The organism is Klebsiella sp. PK18 (assembly GCF_057784655.1).
Window position 1 is genome coordinate 2,291,016 of record NZ_CM173493.1, and the last position, 15,117, is coordinate 2,306,132.

The 15,117-nt window shown below is 60.4% G+C and carries 17 protein-coding genes; 5 read left to right on the plus strand and 12 right to left on the minus strand.

All coding sequences use genetic code 11. The features are described from left to right. The gene (locus AC3EMD_RS11100; protein WP_004175770.1) at nucleotides 1-462 is read right to left on the minus strand and encodes a winged helix-turn-helix transcriptional regulator; all 462 of its coding nucleotides are present in this window, start codon (nucleotides 460-462) and stop codon (nucleotides 1-3) included. Between the two features lie 60 nt (nucleotides 463-522). On the opposite strand from AC3EMD_RS11100, the gene AC3EMD_RS11105 reads away from it, so the two are divergent. The 4 genes from AC3EMD_RS11105 to chrA all read left to right on the plus strand — a co-directional run bounded on the left by AC3EMD_RS11105 (nucleotide 523) and on the right by chrA (nucleotide 4,575). Next, the gene (locus AC3EMD_RS11105) at nucleotides 523-771 is read left to right on the plus strand and encodes a tautomerase family protein (protein WP_004175772.1); all 249 of its coding nucleotides are present in this window, start codon (nucleotides 523-525) and stop codon (nucleotides 769-771) included. A gap of 186 nt (nucleotides 772-957) precedes the next feature. Then, entirely contained in the window at nucleotides 958-2,151 is a 1,194-nt protein-coding gene (locus AC3EMD_RS11110) for an MFS transporter (protein WP_224232615.1), read from the plus strand. A 128-nt stretch (nucleotides 2,152-2,279) separates the two neighbouring features. After that, complete coding sequence (locus AC3EMD_RS11115) at nucleotides 2,280-3,239, plus strand: chromate resistance protein ChrB domain-containing protein (RefSeq protein ID WP_367187627.1); 960 nt, start codon at nucleotides 2,280-2,282, stop codon at nucleotides 3,237-3,239. Continuing rightward, entirely contained in the window at nucleotides 3,208-4,575 is a 1,368-nt protein-coding gene (gene chrA / locus AC3EMD_RS11120; protein ID WP_038422677.1) for a chromate efflux transporter, read from the plus strand. The genes AC3EMD_RS11115 and chrA overlap by 32 nt, the downstream gene beginning before the upstream one ends. Nucleotides 4,576-4,665: 90 nt before the next feature. Here the strand turns inward: chrA and AC3EMD_RS11125 are convergent, their stop codons facing one another. The 11 genes from AC3EMD_RS11125 to AC3EMD_RS11175 all read right to left on the minus strand — a co-directional run bounded on the left by AC3EMD_RS11125 (nucleotide 4,666) and on the right by AC3EMD_RS11175 (nucleotide 13,977). Further along, nucleotides 4,666-4,968, minus strand: coding sequence for a hypothetical protein (locus tag AC3EMD_RS11125; protein ID WP_051975541.1), 303 nt, complete (start codon nucleotides 4,966-4,968; stop codon nucleotides 4,666-4,668). Between the two features lie 32 nt (nucleotides 4,969-5,000). Continuing rightward, complete coding sequence (locus tag AC3EMD_RS11130; RefSeq protein ID WP_038422676.1) at nucleotides 5,001-5,429, minus strand: hypothetical protein; 429 nt, start codon at nucleotides 5,427-5,429, stop codon at nucleotides 5,001-5,003. A gap of 1 nt (nucleotide 5,430) precedes the next feature. Next, on the minus strand, nucleotides 5,431-5,907 hold the full coding sequence (locus tag AC3EMD_RS11135; protein WP_008804564.1) for a hypothetical protein: 477 nt from the start codon (nucleotides 5,905-5,907) through the stop codon (nucleotides 5,431-5,433). Between the two features lie 384 nt (nucleotides 5,908-6,291). Continuing rightward, a complete protein-coding gene (locus tag AC3EMD_RS11140; protein ID WP_038422675.1) occupies nucleotides 6,292-7,713 on the minus strand; it encodes an FAD-binding oxidoreductase in 1,422 nt (473 codons plus the stop codon). A 26-nt stretch (nucleotides 7,714-7,739) separates the two neighbouring features. Beyond that, entirely contained in the window at nucleotides 7,740-8,555 is an 816-nt protein-coding gene (locus tag AC3EMD_RS11145) for an ABC transporter permease (RefSeq protein ID WP_004175779.1), read from the minus strand. A 1-nt stretch (nucleotide 8,556) separates the two neighbouring features. Then, the gene (locus AC3EMD_RS11150; RefSeq protein WP_004175785.1) at nucleotides 8,557-9,387 is read right to left on the minus strand and encodes an ABC transporter ATP-binding protein; all 831 of its coding nucleotides are present in this window, start codon (nucleotides 9,385-9,387) and stop codon (nucleotides 8,557-8,559) included. Continuing rightward, nucleotides 9,384-10,367 carry an ABC transporter substrate-binding protein gene (locus AC3EMD_RS11155; RefSeq protein WP_025714444.1) on the minus strand — a complete coding sequence of 328 codons (984 nt, stop codon included), beginning with the start codon at nucleotides 10,365-10,367 and terminating at the stop codon, nucleotides 9,384-9,386. Before AC3EMD_RS11155 ends, AC3EMD_RS11150 begins: the two co-directional genes overlap by 4 nt. Beyond that, the gene (locus tag AC3EMD_RS11160) at nucleotides 10,367-11,248 is read right to left on the minus strand and encodes a creatininase family protein (RefSeq protein ID WP_016161231.1); all 882 of its coding nucleotides are present in this window, start codon (nucleotides 11,246-11,248) and stop codon (nucleotides 10,367-10,369) included. The genes AC3EMD_RS11155 and AC3EMD_RS11160 overlap by 1 nt, the downstream gene beginning before the upstream one ends. Beyond that, nucleotides 11,245-11,724: a RidA family protein gene (locus AC3EMD_RS11165; protein WP_166715788.1), complete on the minus strand. Its 480-nt coding sequence runs from the start codon at nucleotides 11,722-11,724 to the stop codon at nucleotides 11,245-11,247. Before AC3EMD_RS11165 ends, AC3EMD_RS11160 begins: the two co-directional genes overlap by 4 nt. Continuing rightward, nucleotides 11,714-12,997, minus strand: a complete 1,284-nt coding sequence (locus tag AC3EMD_RS11170) for an amidohydrolase family protein (protein ID WP_302074091.1) — start codon at nucleotides 12,995-12,997, stop codon at nucleotides 11,714-11,716. Before AC3EMD_RS11170 ends, AC3EMD_RS11165 begins: the two co-directional genes overlap by 11 nt. A gap of 11 nt (nucleotides 12,998-13,008) precedes the next feature. Continuing rightward, nucleotides 13,009-13,977 carry a PDR/VanB family oxidoreductase gene (locus tag AC3EMD_RS11175; protein WP_117108428.1) on the minus strand — a complete coding sequence of 323 codons (969 nt, stop codon included), beginning with the start codon at nucleotides 13,975-13,977 and terminating at the stop codon, nucleotides 13,009-13,011. Between the two features lie 208 nt (nucleotides 13,978-14,185). Between AC3EMD_RS11175 and AC3EMD_RS11180 the strand changes: the two genes are divergently transcribed. Then, a complete protein-coding gene (locus AC3EMD_RS11180) occupies nucleotides 14,186-15,085 on the plus strand; it encodes a LysR family transcriptional regulator (RefSeq protein WP_004202952.1) in 900 nt (299 codons plus the stop codon). Nucleotides 15,086-15,117: the final 32 nt, after the last annotated feature.

The following is a 15,117-nucleotide window of genomic DNA, read 5'->3' on the forward strand; positions in this document are numbered from 1 at the left end:
TTAGCGTTCGTCTGCCTTGACGATCTGCAGGGCGGCGGGGCTCGCCACGGTGCCGCTGGCAGTAATAAACCCCGGATGGACAGCCTCGCCGCTGGCGCTGTCCACCAATGCAATATGCGGCGCACTGTGCAGCACGTGCTGGTGGCCCCATTCCATCAGGGCGAACAGCACCAGCGCCAGGCTACGGCTTTTATCGGTCAGAACATATTCATACCGTTCGCGGGAGCCGGCTTCCCGGTAGGGCACTTTGTTGAGCAATCCCGTTTCGGTCATGGTTTTTAACCGGGTGGTGAGCGTCTGGCGGGTAATATGGGTGTGCGACAGCAACGTTTCAAAGCGCGTCACGCCGTAAAACGCCTCGCGGAGGATCAACAGCACCCAGCGGTCGCCGAGGATTTTCGCCCCTTCCGCCAGGCCGCACAGCGCCGGGTCAAGGTAGGGCAGTGATTTATTTTTTGACATCGCGAGATTGACCTTCTACTCTGAGTTTGAATTTTAGACCTAGATGCTAAGGAGAATAGCGTGCCATTTGTTAACGTGCAAACCATTAAAGGGATCATGACCGCGGAACAGAAAAGTGAGCTGCTGCGACGGATGACCGATCTGCTGGTGGAGATTGAGGGGCAGGGCGATCCGCAGTTCCGTCAGTCCGTCTGGATCCGCATTGACGAACATGACCCGGAGCAGTGGAGTCTGGGCGGCGTCCAGCCGACGGCCGCAATGATCGCGGCGAAATTTGCCGCCGCGCGACGCGACGGATCCCCGGAATAAAACGGGCGGCGAAGCCCGGCCCGGCGATCTGACGCAGAAGAGGGGCCAGATCGCCGGGTAATATTGCGATTCGCTATGGTGCAAAAGCGTATTTTGCGGCTAAGGTAACGGTCAGGGAACCCAACAAACAGGGCGCGATGCCAGACGGCCAGCCTGGCGCCACTCTCAAACCGGTGAAAACAACGGATGTCTACAGAACACATGCTGCCGCTGGCGGTGCAGAACAAAAACATCTTTCGCCTGGCTGCCGCTCAGGCGCTGGCCGGCGCCAACTCGGTGGTCTTCTACGCTACCGGCGCGATAGTGGGTAACGCGATTGCCCCCAGCCCGTCGCTGGCCACGCTGCCGATCACCCTGTTTGTGCTGGGGATGGCGGCCTCCATTCTGCCTTTCGGCGCGCTGGCGCGAACGCGGGGCCGCAAAGCGGCGTTCAGGCTCGGCACCGGCGCCGGGATGGTGACCGGACTGGCGGCCGCGCTGGCGGTAGTGCTGAATTCTTTTCTGCTGTTTTGTCTCGCCGCGATGCTTGGCGGCGCCTATGCCGCCGTGGCGCTCAGTTTTCGTTTTGCCGCCACCGACGGCGTCGCCCCGGCGCGTCGCGCCCGTGCGCTGTCGCTGGTGATGGGCGGCGGTGTGGCCGCCGGGATCATTGGCCCGATGCTGGTCACCGGCACCATGCACCTCTGGCCGGCACATACCTTCGCCGTCACCTTCCTCGCTCAGGCGCTGGTTGCAGTGCTGGCCGCCTTTTTGTTGAGAGGGGTGACGCCGGCGGAGCCCACCGCGGCCAGCGTGCGCGGAGGGCGGCCGCTGCGCGAGATTGTCCGCCAGCCGGGTTTTGCCACCACGGTATTCAGCGGCGCGGTGGCCTATATGGTGATGAATTTTCTGATGACCGCCGCGCCGCTCTCCATGCATATGCACGGTCTTTCCCAGCAGGCCGCCAACCTTGGGATCCAGTGGCATGTGATGGCGATGTACGGCCCGGGATTTTTCACCGGCCGGCTGATCCAGCGCTTCGGCGCAGTGCGAATGGCGGCGGCGGGATTGCTGATCACCGCCGCGTCGGTGGCGGTCGGCCTGAGCGGTCTCGGCGTGTATCATTACTGGCTGTCGCTGATTTTGCTCGGCATCGGCTGGAACTTTGGCTTCACCGGCGCCTCGGCGAAAATCATCGATTTCCACCGCCCGGAAGAGAAGACCCAGGTTCAGTCGCTCAACGATTTTCTGGTCTTCGGCGTGATGATCGTGGGGTCGTTTTCGTCCGGGGTTCTGCTCAACGCCTTCGGCTGGAACGCCGTGCTGTGGGGCTCCCTGGTCCCGGTTGCGGTGGCGTTGTTGACCCTGCTGCTGCGCCCCTTATCCCCACCCCGCGCTTAGCGCCTGGCCTGCCGCTGCGCAGGCCGTCTTTTGCTTTTTTCAGCTATGCATTGCTGAAATTCATCTGACTCCTTGCGCGTAAAAACGTCACATACGCTACATGCTGTAGTAATCTCTACAACATGACAATGCATCTCTTGATCCTTAACCTGACGACGTCTCAAGCCACGCTGCGCATGCGTGTCTGGCGAACCCTGAAGCAGAGCGGGGCGGCGGTCCTGCGCGATGGGGTCTATCTGCTGCCCGACGTGCGCCAGGGCTATGACACTTTCCTCAGCACCTGCCAGGCGATCCGCGCGGAAGGGGGGACCGGGTATGTTTTCACGATTGAGGCGGCGGAAGAAGAGGCGCTCAGGCCGCTATTCGATCGTCGTGAACAGTACGACGCGCTGTTGCAGGATCTGCAGGCGCTGCAGGGGACGTTATGCAACGACGAACTGGCGGCTCAGCTCAAACAACTGCGTAAAATTCAGCGTGACTACCGGCGGATCGAGGCCATTGATTTCTTTCCGGGGGCCGCCCGGGAGCAAGCCGCTGAGCGACTGGCCACTATCGAACAGGTCATTAATCAGCGGCTATCGCCGAACGAGCCGCAGTCGGTGGCGGGCGAACTGAGCCTGCTGGACAGAGGCGCCTTTCGCGGCCGGCTGTGGGCCACCCGCCGACGCCCGTGGGTCGATCGTCTGGCCAGCGCCTGGCTTATCCGGCGCTTTATTGACGACGAGGCGCGGTTCCTGTGGCTGGCCGCGCCCGAGACCTGTCCGGCGACGGCGGTCGGTTTTGATTTTGACGGCGCGCCATTCAGCCATGTCGGCACGCTGGTGACCTTCGAAGTACTGGTCCGGCGTTTTGTGCTGGACGCGGTGATCCCCGACAGTCTGGGACGGTTGATCCACTTCCTGGACGTCGGTGGGGTACCGACCCCGGAGGCGGCGGGGGTAGAAAGCATTCTTGCAGGGCTGCGGGAAACCATTACGGACGATGACCAACTGCTGGCGGCAGCTTGCTCGCTGTTCGACGGCTTACTGAGGTCCTGTGAAATGAGGTCTGGCAATCATGAGCAAAACGGTCGTTCTTCCGCAGAGTGACAGTCCTTCCGTCGTCGCTTCCGTCTCCTTCTGGCAGGCATTTCGCTTTTGGCTCAAGCTTGGCTTCATCAGCTTCGGCGGGCCTGCCGGGCAGATCGCCATGATGCACCAGGAGCTGGTGGATAACCGACGCTGGATATCGGAAGGGCGATTCCTGCATGCGCTCAATTTTTGTATGGTCCTGCCCGGCCCGGAGGCCCAGCAGCTGGCGACTTACATCGGCTGGCTGATGCATAAAACCTGGGGAGGCGTCATCGCCGGGGTGCTGTTTATTTTGCCCTCGCTGGTGTTACTTATCGCCCTGGCGTGGATCTACCTCGTCTGGGGGGATGTCGCCGTGGTGGCGGGGATCTTTTATGGCATCAAACCCGCCGTAGCGGCGATAGTATTGCAGGCGGCGCACCGCATCGGCTCGCGGGCGCTGAAAAATGGTGCCTACTGGGCTATCGCCGCCGCTGCCTTTGTCGCTATTTTTGCGCTGAACGTTCCTTTTCCGCTGATCGTCCTCGCCGCGGCACTGGTGGGTTTTATCGGCGGACGGCTGGCGCCGACGACATTCGGCAAAGCGGACGCCCACCGTGCGCAGAGTCACCCTGGCGGAGCCGCCATCATTGATGACACGACGCCGATCCCGGCCCATGCCATTTTCAGCTGGCGGCGCACCTCACGGGTGCTGATCGCCGGGATGCTGCTGTGGCTGGTGCCGATGGCCGCTCTGACGCTAATGCTGGGCTGGGCGCATCCGCTGAGCCAGATGAGCTGGTTCTTTACCAAAGCCGCGCTGATGACCTTTGGCGGGGCATATGCCGTCTTACCTTATGTTTACCAGGGGGCGGTGACCCACTATGGCTGGCTGACGGCAGGGCAGATGATGGACGGCCTCGCTCTTGGGGAATCGACCCCCGGACCGTTGATCATGGTGGTAACCTTTGTCGGATTTGTCGGCGGCTACACCAAAGCGGTGTTGGGCGTCGATGATGTGCTGCTGGGGGGCATCGCGGCGGCGTGCCTGGTGACATGGTTTACCTTTTTGCCCTCGTTCATCTTTATTCTCGCCGGTGGGCCGTTTATTGAAACGACCCATAATAAGGTGGGATTTACCGCGCCGTTGACCGCCATCACTGCCGCGGTGGTGGGCGTTATCCTGAATCTGGCGCTGTTTTTTATCTGGCATAGCGTCTGGGGACCATCCGGTTTCGACCCGTGGTCTGCGGCCATTGCCCTGGGCGCCGCCGGGCTGCTGTTTCGTTATAAGTGGAAGCTGACCTGGGTACTGGCCGCCGCCGCCGCGGTGGGGCTTATCGTCCATATGGCGGGACTGTCCGGCGCAGGATAAGGTCGGCGTTGGGCTGAGAGAAACGTGGACAGATGGGGGATTGGGGAGAGAGGCCAGTGCCTGAGCAGGCCCTGGCCGGATGGGTGGCAATTATTTATCTACGGGAGGCTCCTCCGCGAGATGCAGTTGACAATATTGCTCAACGCCCGCCTTTAGCATGTTAATAATCACCAGCAGTGTGGGTAAGTAAGGCACCAGTTTAACTAACAGCGAACTGATGGGTTCATCAATAATCAGTGCCAGCAGGGTATCCACTTTCTTTTTCCATGTTTTGTTATATTCCACACAAAAATTTTTAATATCGGCCGGCTGCGTTGAACGGGCAATCTGTTCGAGTTCTTCAATGGCGTTGAGTGCCGCTTTTATTTTCTCAATGTCGATTTGTTGAGTCATATTCGCCTCACGGTAATCGGAAAAAAACTGGATCATTCTTTATGTGGATTAAATAACAGCCACGGTAAGGTGTAATCGTACAGCGCTTTCACCGGCACCACGGATAAGTGGAAATGTTTATCGTGCGGGCTGGGCCCATGGTAATCCCGCCATAACCAAGGCTGGACAGAAGCGCTAATGATCCGTTTGTTCCAGATAATATATTTAATTCGTTTGTCTTTGCTGGCGACCAACGCATCGACAATCGCCTGAGCATCACATTTATGTAGAGGATCGTGGGTAATATCGATAGCCGTTACCACACCAATATTTCCATCTATCACCTGCGGATTATGATCCGAGTTGGTGTGGGCATGATGTTCATCACCAATGGTGCCATCGCTGTCCTTGTTGCGATGCGGAGCATATTGATTAATCTGATCTCTGAGTATCAGCAGACTCTTTGCGACACGCCATACCATGTTATTTACCCTCCGGATTGAAACAGGGGTTTGAGCTGACCGGCTCTGCGCCAGGAACCACGTCATGATAAACCGGAGAAGGGGGGGCAGGATCGGCTACTGGATCCGCTTTCACGCTGCTGACTTGTTGCTTTTTCAGGTTTTTCACTTGCAACAGATAATTAAGAATGACGTTCCAGAACGCCGATCCGCCGCTTGCCATCAGGCCAATACATAATGTCATCAGGTCCGGATGTTTAATGGCCGAGAAACTGCCGGCGACGAAAGGTTGGGTCAAAAACGCCGTCAGAATACCGGCAACCACCGCTAATATCTGTAGGGCTGATTTGCGTCGTCCTTCGATGACCGGATCCTGATTTTCCAGATTAAGCCAGGGAAAATACCCTTTGATTATCTCTACCAGTCTTTCCGAGGCGATACTGATGGCGATCAGCATCGTAATGATGTTTTCAAGTTGCGAAGAAATGGCATCGCTCATATTATCCTCACTATTGCTGTGTTGAATAAAAATAATTTACGACGTTTTTATCATGTGCTTAATTCATAGGGGCAAATTTATGTCGACTCATTTTACGGGCATTTTTGTCGTTCAGGCCGGTAATCGGCAAGTTGTAATAAAATGACAGCGCGTAATAAATAATCCGCCAGAGCGTGTTCGGAATAACTATTTAATTCGACACGAAAACTGAACCGCGGAATTAACCCGTGATAATAAATTTATCGTCGCTTTTTTGATGAGTATAACGGAGGAAACAGAGACGCCACTCATTCATATGAATGAGTGGCGTAAAAAAACTCGCCGCGCGGGCAGGAGGAAGAGAAGCGGGCCAGCGACCGGTTAGCGCGCCCCGGAATGGGACGCTCAGGTCGTGGGGCTTTCGCGGGTGGCTCGCGCCAGCGGGTTGCTGTCCAGTTCCAGCTGGTCGCGCAGCGCCCAGCCGCGCAGCTTGCCGGGGTTAAGCAATCCCGCCGGGTCGAGAGACTGTTTCACCGCCACGACGTCGGGGCGAATCACGCCCTGTTTGCCGTCCTCAACCTGCAGCACGTGGGGGTTGTTAATCTTGACGTCGTTGTCGCGAAATATCTGCATGATGGTGTTGAGCCGCGCGGGCGTGGTATAGCGCACCAGCTGCAGACCGCTGGCGGTGAGGTTGCCTTCGATATCGCGCAGGAATTCAATATGGGAAATCACCTCCCCGGCGAAGTGCTGCTCCATCTGTAAAATTTGCTGCGGATAGCGCAGCGGATCAAACGCCGTCTGGAGATAAGTCAGCGTATTGTCCACCTTGAGCGCATGCAGGGTGGTATGGTTCCAGCAGTATTCCATTAACGAGGCGTTTTGCGTCCGGGCCTCGTCGCTGGCCTGACGGATGGCGTTGCTCCCGCGATGGCGCTGTAACAGGCTGGCGCAGAGTCCTTCGCTCTCCTCGGCGATCAGGCTGATAACCGCATGCTGCCCGGTGCGATAACGATCGTTGAGGTGGCTAAAGTAGTCGGCGATCGGCGTGGCCAGCAGCGCGACCTGACGTTTTACCAGCCCCGGCGAGCGGACGCAGGCGTTGGCATAGTTCAGCGCATCAGCGAAATCGTCAAACACGTCCAGGCGTTCAATCCACTGGTGCACGGGCGCCAGCGCCAGCTCAACCTCCAGGATAATGCCGTTGGTGCCGTAGGCGTGATGCAGCAGCAGCGCTTCGGGAGCCGGGACGGTCAGCACGCGGGGGACCGGCTCGACGGTCATCACTTTGACGCTGAGCACATTGCCGGGCGCCGCCAGCGGCCCATAGTTGATGGAGCCGATGCCGCCGAACCCGCCGCCGTAGAGGCCGCCCAGGCTCGCCAGGCGGTAGGTCGACGGCATGCAGCGCAGCTCCCAGCCCGTTGGGCGGGCGGCGGTTTCGATGTCTGCCAGACGAATGCCGGCCTGGGCGCGCACCGTGCCGTTGCCGAGGGCGACGATCTGGTTGAGTCCGGTCATATCGACCAGCAGCCCGCCTTCGAGGGGGACCAGTTGGCCATAGTTGCCGGTGGCGCTGCCGCGCAGGGTCAGCGGCAGCTGGTGCTGCACGCAGGCGGCGACCAGCTGGCGCAGCTCCTCTTCGTCGCGTGGGCGAACCACCGCGTCCGCCTGTTTCCCCGCCAGTTGCTCAGTGAGTACCGGACTGAACCAGTGAAAATCGCGGGAAAGCCGTTTGATCTTCGCCGGCTGTAAGGTCCACTCCAGCGTCGGGAGTGTCTGCTGGATCGCCGCGACCGCGTGTTGACGCTGCTCATCAGTCATCATTTTTCTTCCTGTTCGTCAGCAAAATATTAATGAGATTGCACGGCTTCGCTTTCATGCCAGGCGCTGAGCGCCCGGCGCGAAACCCAGGACATCACGCCAAACAGCGCGATCCCGGCGAGAGAGATCAGCAGCAGCGCGGCAAACATCAGCGGGATATCCAGCTGGTAGCCAGCCTGCAGGATCTGATAGGCCAGACCGGTATTGGTCCCGCCGGTCCCGGCGACAAACTCCGCCACCACCGCGCCAATCAGCGACAGCCCACTGGAAATACGCAGCGCGCCGAAGAAATAGGGCAGCGCCGAGGGGATACGCAGCCGCACCAGCGTTTGCCAGCGGCTGGCGTGATTGAGGCGAAAATAGCTCAGCAGGCCGGGGGAGACGCTGCGCAGTCCCTGAGTGGTATTGGAGATGATGGGAAACACCGCCATAAGGGTGGCGCACACCACCAGCGAGAGCGTGGCATCCTTCACCCAGATGATGATCAGCGGAGCGATGGCGACAATCGGCGTCACCTGCAAAAACACGATATACGGAAACAGGGCGGTTTCCACAAAGCGGTTCTGCACCAGGATAAACGCCACCGCGGCGCCAATGACAATCGACAGCAGAAACGAGATCAGGGTGATCTTGAGGGTGAACAGCAGCGCCAGCAGCAGCGGCGTGAGATGCGTCCACAGGCTTTCCAGCATCACCAGCGGCGACGGCACCAGAAAGGCCGGGATGCGAAAATAGCTCACCGCGCCCTGCCACAGGAGCACCACCGCCACCGCGACGAGGGTCGGATAGAGAATTTTGAGAAAACGCGGATGCTGGACCCACGGCGTTGAGGTTGTGTTTTTCATATTATGACTCCATACCGGACTGGCTGGCCTGCAACAGACTGTCCTGCAGCTGACGGGCATACAGGGAAAAGGCCGGACTGACGCGGAACGCCTCGCTGCGCGGGAACGGCTCCCGGATGGCGATATCTTCGACCACCCGTCCGGGACGGGCCGCCATCATGATCACCCGCTGTGAGAGAAACACCGCTTCGTGGATCGAGTGGGTGACAAACACCACCGTCAGGTTCTGCTCCTGCCAGAGACGCAGCAGGTCGCTGTCGAGTTTATTACGCGTGATTTCATCGAGCGCGCCGAAGGGCTCATCCATCAGCAGCAGCTTTGGCCGGGTGACCAGGCCGCGGGCGATGGAGACGCGCATTTGCATGCCGCCGGAGAGTTCGCGCGGCAGGACGTCGGCGAATTTGCCCAGCCCCACCAGTTCAAGGACTTCACTCACCCGGGTATTACCTTCCGCGCGCGGCACGCCGGCCAGATCCAGCGGCAGCCTGACGTTATTGCGCACGCTGCTCCACGGCATCAGGGTGGCTTCCTGGAAGACGAACGACAGCGGATGCTGGGCTTTCTCCCGGCTGTCGCGCCGCCACAGCATCAGCTTGCCGTCGCTGGGCTCCACCAGGCCGGCGACCATCTTCAGCAGAGTACTCTTCCCGCAGCCGGACGGGCCGAGCAGGGTAATAAACTCCCCCTGATTGATGGTCAGGTTGACGGGCAGCAGCGCCCGGGTGCCGTTGCTGTAGATTTTCTCCGCCGACAGCACCTCGATGGCCGGGGTGGCAGAGGCGGGCGTAAAGCGGGTGTCGCTCATCACGGTCAGTTTCGGGGCGGTATTCATGGCATCACTCCGGCGTCTTTGACCATCTCCAGGGTGTAAGTCTGCTCAAACGGCACCTTGCTGGCGTCGATCAGCTTGTTTTTCACCAGCATGTCCCAGGTTTTCTTCAGCCGCGGCTCGGTGATGATGCCGATGCCGCCGGTCTTAGCATCGCCGCCGGTCACCAGCTGGTACTGCTTCATCTGGGCAATACCAAAGGCGATCTGCTCGGCGCTCATTTGCGGATTTGCTTTACCGATCAGGCTGTTGCCGGGGGCGGGATCCTGCAGGTAGCTTTTCCAGCCCTCCATGGAGGCTTTGACGAAGGCCGCCACCGCCGCCGGACGTTTGCGGATGGTGTCGGCCATACAGATAATCGAGTTGCCGTAGGGCGGATATCCCCAGTCGCTGAGCGGATAGACATAGAACGGCTGCCCGCCTTTGGCGACGGAGAACGGCTCGGAGGTCACGTAGCCCTGCTGCACCAGGTTTTTATCGGCGAGGAACGGCTGAACGTTAAAGGTATAGGGGCGCACTTTGCTGCCAGCCAGACCCAGCTCGCTCTTCGCCCACGGCCAGAAAGAGGTATAGGCCTCGGTAGCGAGCAGGAAGGTTTTGTCTTTAAGCTCCGCCGGGTTCTCCACTTTGTTATGAGTGATAAACACCGTCGGCGAGTGCTGGAACACGGTAGCGACGGTCACCGCATGCACCCCGGCCTGCCAGGTCTCCAGCGCCTGACCGTTGTCGCCAAGGGTACAATCGGCCTGACCGGCAGCCATCAACTGCATGACGTTGATCTGCGGGCCGCCCATTTTAATCTCGACATCGAGACCGGCGTGCTGATACAGCCCGGTGGCCTGGGCCTGGTAAAACCCGCCGTGCTCGGCCTGGGCATACCAGTTGGTGAGAAACGTAAACTTCTCCGCCGCGAAGCAGGAGGCTGAGGTCGCGAGGGCGGCCACGGTCAGCAGGGTAAAAACGAGCGTCGGTCTGGTATTCATCATGGCTCCTTGGATTCAGCAGCGAAAGAGGGGGGTAGGGACTGCACAAAGCCGTGCCAGTGCTGTTTGCCCCAGGTCGGTTCGTGACGTTCGACCCAGGCCATGCGGTGGATCTCGATGATCGCTTGCGCCCAGCTGGCGGCGAGGGAGTCGAGAAGCCCTTCGCCTTGCTCCCGCGTCGCCGGGGTCGGGTCGCCAATCACCCCGCTGGGGCCAAAGTCATAGGACGCCCACGCCGCCGCCGGGCGGCCTTTCGACAGGGTCGGGCAGGGGAATTCCGGCGGGAAGTTGGCGACCGCCCGCTCCATATGAACGCACTCCGGGGCCAGCGCCAGCATCAGCGCCGTTTCGCTATGTCCGGCGTGCATCGCCATCCGCTGTTCATGCGGGCTGAGAAACTGTTTTTCGCAGTTGGGTACGTTGAACACATCGTGCGGGATGGCGATGAAATCCCCGTGGCGCAGGCGCATTTCCCGGCAGGCGATTTGCAGGATCTGCGGCTGGCCGCCGTGGCCGTTGATCATCAGCAGCTTGCGAAAACCGGCCCGATAGAGGGATTCGGCGATCTCCAGCAGGGTATGCAGCAGCGTATCGCCGCTGAGGGTCAGGGTGCCGGGAAAATGCAGATGCTCCTCGGACTTACCGTAGACGATCGGCGGGATGGCGTAGGCCGGGATCGCCGCCGGCAGCCGGGCGAGGGCATGGCCCGCCACGCCGGAAGATATCACGCTGTCCACCGAGCAGGGCAGATGCGGGCCGTGCTGTTCGATCGCCCCGGTGGGGAGGACGATAACCGTATTGCTTTTATCCGGCAGGGCGGCCACGTCCGTCCAGCTCAGGAAAGGGAGAAAGCGCGCTGCAGGAATGTAACCGTTAATCATCGCGGTGCCTCGGAGTGAATTGGCTGGGGTAACCAGACGGTCGCTTCAACTTCAATCAATACCGTGGCGTCGGGCAGCATTTCGCTGACCTGGACCACGGTGGAAACGGGCGGCTGGTCGGGATAAAACAGCTTTCTGACCCGGCTGTAATAGGGAAAATGGTCAAGGTTGCGAAAGTACTGCACCAACTTGATAACGTCGCTCATCTGCCCTCCTGCGGACGCCACGGTGTGGCGGATGCTTTCCAGGACGTACCAGCTCTGGGCGAGGATCGGGCCCTGTTTCGCATCGGTTGAAAATTCGCCGGTCGCCCCCAGCAGCTCCCGCACCGGCTCAGGCACATCCTGAAAGCCGTTGACGATGGTGCCGGTCAGGGGATTGACCGGAATAATGCCGGAGAGAAAGATAAAATCGCCGGCTCTGCGCCAGGCGGCATACCGCGCCAGCGGCACCCCCGCGCCTGCTTCAAGACTCATGTGCCATCTCCTCTTGCCACACGCGCCGGTGGGTTAACCTGCCGTGGTTAACCACCAGACGGGCGGCGCTGTTTAAAGGCCAGGTAAAACGGTCGCTACCCGGGAAAATCACCACGCTGGCCGCCGCGCCGATGGCAAAGGGCGCCGCGTCTGCCGGCGAACCGGTTAGCGCCGCGCGATCGCAGATCAGCCGCGACTGCCGGTCGAACAGGTCGCTGAGCTGAGCGCTGAACAGGCCGCAGGCCAGGGTGTCCAGCGGGTCGTAGCTCCCCGCCGGGCAGAAGGCATCCTGTACGTTGTCGCAGCCGAGCAGGGTGGCCACGCCGGCGGCCTGCGCCTCGTGCAGCAGGGTGATCCCCCGCTGGCGCGGCGTGCGACCGAACGTCGCATCCTGCAGCAGCAGGTTGGTCATCGGCAGAGCGATAAGGGTGACGCCGTGCGCCGCCAGCTGGCGCAGGATCGGCGCCGCCTGTTCGTCGCTGCCGGCGGCCAGCGCGCAGCCGTGGCTGCAGCAGATATACCCGGGAAAAGGGTGGCGGGAGAGATGGTCCGCCAGCCAGGTCAGCCCCTGAGACACTTCGCTGAGCTCCTCATCAATATGCAAATCCAGATCCAGATCCCAGCGGGCCGCGCTATCCAGCAGGTTTGCCATGGCGGCGGCGTCCCAGTTGGAGGAGTGGATGAAGCCGCCCAGCAGGCAGCGCTCCCCGCTGTTGGCGACCGTCCGGGCGATGGCCCCGGCGTCCGCCGGATCGCGAAACAGGGTCAGCGGGACCAGCGCCACCCGCTCCAGGGTGATGCCGACGGTGTCGATGCGAGCGAGCTCCTGCCAGGCGTCGGGTGCGTCGGCGGTAAACCAGTCGATATGGCTACGCAAATGGGTCACACCATTTGCTGCCGCCCGGGCCAGCGCGGCGGACGCCCGACGTTGAATATCCGCCCTGGTCCAGTGCTGGCGATCCTCGTGCATGGCGTGGATCGCCGCCAGCAGCCCGGCCTGCGCCGGACGGCAGCGTTCAATGGTAAAGGTCTTGTCCAGATGGGCATGAGGTTCCACCAGGCCGGGGAGCGTCAGGGCCCCCGCCAGGTCCCACAGGCCGGGAGTCGGCTCGTCGGTCGGGGTCAATGCGGCAATCCGGCCGTCGCGAAAGGCCAGGTCCGCCAGCAGCGGTTCACCGTTGGCCCGCGTCGGCCAGCTGTCGGGCAGCGCCCAGGCCGGGAGTCGGGCGCGGCTGATACCGGCGAGCGGCGCGGAAGAGGAGGGGAACGTCATCGTCAGTCTCCTCACAGATCCAAAACCAGAACCGGCGATTTCGCCCGCGAACAGCAGAGCGTGATCTGGTCGTTGCCAGCTTTCTCTTCCGCCGTCAGCACGCTGTCCCGGTGTTCGGGGATCCCGTCGAGGACCCCGGTAATACACGACCCGCACATTCCCTGTTCGCAGGAGAGCATCACCTCCACGCCGGCGTGCTGTAATACCTGAGCAATGGTTTGATCCGCGGCGACCTGCAGGCGCTGCCCGCTGGAGGCCAGTTCAATATAAAACGCATTTTTCGCCGCAGTATTATTTTCCGCCGCGGGAGTAAAACGCTCGAAGACGAATTGCGACGGCGACCAGCGATATTCCTCCATGACCGACTGCAGTCGCTGAATAAAACCCTCCGGGCCGCAGGCGACCACTGCGGTATCAGGATCGGGTGTGGTTAAGCAGGCGGGGATCCGCTGGCGAAACGACGCGCCTTCCTCGCTACAGTGGATCGCCACCGTGCCGCCCGCAGCCAGCTGGGTCAGGCGCGGGGAGAAGGCCGTCTGGCGCGAGCTGGCGACATAATAATGCAGCTCCAGCGCCCCCTTTCTGGCGGCAATTGCTTCAGCCATCGCCAGCAACGGCGTGATGCCGATACCGGCGGCAAACAGCAGGTAGCGCCCGGCCTCCGGCAGGGGAAAATGGTTGCGCGGAGGCGAAATGGCGAGCCGATCGCCGGCTTTGAGCTGTTGGTGAATATAGCGTGAGCCGCCGGTGGACGCGTCCGTCAGTCTGACGCAAATTTCATAAGTATTACTGCGGTCAGGCGTGCCGCACAGGGAATACTGCCGGGGGCCAACGCCGGGAATAATAATATCGATATGCGCCCCGGCGGAGTAGCCCGGTAATATTTCCCCAGCCGCCGCCTGCAATATTAATGATAGATTTCCCTCTCCATTGGGGCGTATTTCCCCGACCGAGACCGAAATAAGATCGTGGCTGTGCATTACCGTTTACTCTCCCTCATTCCGCTGTCTGCAGGGCGGCCAGGGTCGGCGAAGAGATAACTCCCCCTTCGCGGTAAACTGTCCGGCGTGCAAGAAAATGGGTGAAACGATCGTTTCTCCGCTATGAATGCTACGGTATTGTGATAAAACTGTTGCGTCCAGAGCTTTGATTCGCACAACCCGTTGCAAAAAAGAGAGCACCCAAACCATGTTTGCCTTCTCCCGATTTCTGCTCTATTTCACCGAAGTGGCCCGTCAGGGATCGTTTCGTAAAGCGTCAGAGGCGTTGCATGTGTCGGCGTCTTCCATCGACCGTCAGATTTTGCGCGTGGAACAGGAGCTGGCGATGCCGCTCTTCGAGCGCCATCCCACCGGGCTGCGGCTGACCGCCGCCGGGGAGCTGCTTCTGCACGCGGCCAATAACTGGAAAAAGGACTTTACCCGGGTCTGCGAACAGCTGGATGACCTGCGCGGGTTGCGGCGGGGGCATGTGCGCATCGCTACCATCGATGCCATTAACCGGCATTTTTTTTCGACGATGCTCAAAGAGGTGCATAAACATTATCCCAACATCTCTTTTACATTGACCACCATCAACAATATCCACATTCAGCAGGCGCTGATCTCCGGCGAGGCGGATTTCGGCATCATGCTCAATCCCCAGACCTCCCGCGAACTGCAGGTGCGGGCGTTTGCCGAGATGAATATGGGTATCGTGGTGCCGACCGGCCATCCGCTGGCCAGCCGCAGCGCCGTGCGCTTTAGTCAGTGCATCGACTACCCGTTTATCCTGCCGTCCGCCCCGTTGATGATCAGCGAGCCGGTGGAGGCGCTGGTGAATATCAGCGGCAACGAGGTGAAGGAGGTGGCGGTGTCGAATAACATTCACATGATCCGCACCCTGATCAAAGAGCAGATGGGCATCGGCATCCTGTGCCGGCTGGATATTCTCGATGAGATCGAGTCCGGCCAGCTGGCGTTTGTACCGCTAACCGATCCGCAGCTTAAGCCTTTCACGCTGGCGCTGTGCGTCTCGCCCGCCCGCCAGCTTTCCCTCGCCGCCTCGATGATGTTGAACCAGCTGGAGATGCTCTTCAGTCAGCTGTGAGAGACCGGGCAGGCACTAAAATCATTCATTAG

Excerpts from the sequence above, each read along its gene's own strand:
- AC3EMD_RS11160 (WP_016161231.1), bottom strand. The coding sequence starts at position 11,248 with ATGATTAACGGTTACATTCCTGCAGCGCGCTTTCTCCCTTTCCTGAGC.
- AC3EMD_RS11130 (WP_038422676.1), bottom strand. The coding sequence starts at position 5,429 with ATGGTATGGCGTGTCGCAAAGAGTCTGCTGATACTCAGAGATCAGATT.
- AC3EMD_RS11175 (WP_117108428.1), bottom strand. The coding sequence starts at position 13,977 with ATGCACAGCCACGATCTTATTTCGGTCTCGGTCGGGGAAATACGCCCC.
- AC3EMD_RS11110 (WP_224232615.1), top strand. The coding sequence starts at position 958 with ATGTCTACAGAACACATGCTGCCGCTGGCGGTGCAGAACAAAAACATC.
- AC3EMD_RS11165 (WP_166715788.1), bottom strand. The coding sequence starts at position 11,724 with ATGAGTCTTGAAGCAGGCGCGGGGGTGCCGCTGGCGCGGTATGCCGCC.
- chrA (WP_038422677.1), top strand. The coding sequence starts at position 3,208 with ATGAGCAAAACGGTCGTTCTTCCGCAGAGTGACAGTCCTTCCGTCGTC.
- AC3EMD_RS11145 (WP_004175779.1), bottom strand. The coding sequence starts at position 8,555 with ATGAAAAACACAACCTCAACGCCGTGGGTCCAGCATCCGCGTTTTCTC.
- AC3EMD_RS11115 (WP_367187627.1), top strand. The coding sequence starts at position 2,280 with ATGCATCTCTTGATCCTTAACCTGACGACGTCTCAAGCCACGCTGCGC.
- AC3EMD_RS11125 (WP_051975541.1), bottom strand. The coding sequence starts at position 4,968 with ATGACTCAACAAATCGACATTGAGAAAATAAAAGCGGCACTCAACGCC.
- AC3EMD_RS11135 (WP_008804564.1), bottom strand. The coding sequence starts at position 5,907 with ATGAGCGATGCCATTTCTTCGCAACTTGAAAACATCATTACGATGCTG.
- AC3EMD_RS11150 (WP_004175785.1), bottom strand. The coding sequence starts at position 9,387 with ATGAATACCGCCCCGAAACTGACCGTGATGAGCGACACCCGCTTTACG.
- AC3EMD_RS11100 (WP_004175770.1), bottom strand. The coding sequence starts at position 462 with ATGTCAAAAAATAAATCACTGCCCTACCTTGACCCGGCGCTGTGCGGC.
- AC3EMD_RS11180 (WP_004202952.1), top strand. The coding sequence starts at position 14,186 with ATGTTTGCCTTCTCCCGATTTCTGCTCTATTTCACCGAAGTGGCCCGT.
- AC3EMD_RS11170 (WP_302074091.1), bottom strand. The coding sequence starts at position 12,997 with ATGACGTTCCCCTCCTCTTCCGCGCCGCTCGCCGGTATCAGCCGCGCC.
- AC3EMD_RS11155 (WP_025714444.1), bottom strand. The coding sequence starts at position 10,367 with ATGAATACCAGACCGACGCTCGTTTTTACCCTGCTGACCGTGGCCGCC.
- AC3EMD_RS11140 (WP_038422675.1), bottom strand. The coding sequence starts at position 7,713 with ATGATGACTGATGAGCAGCGTCAACACGCGGTCGCGGCGATCCAGCAG.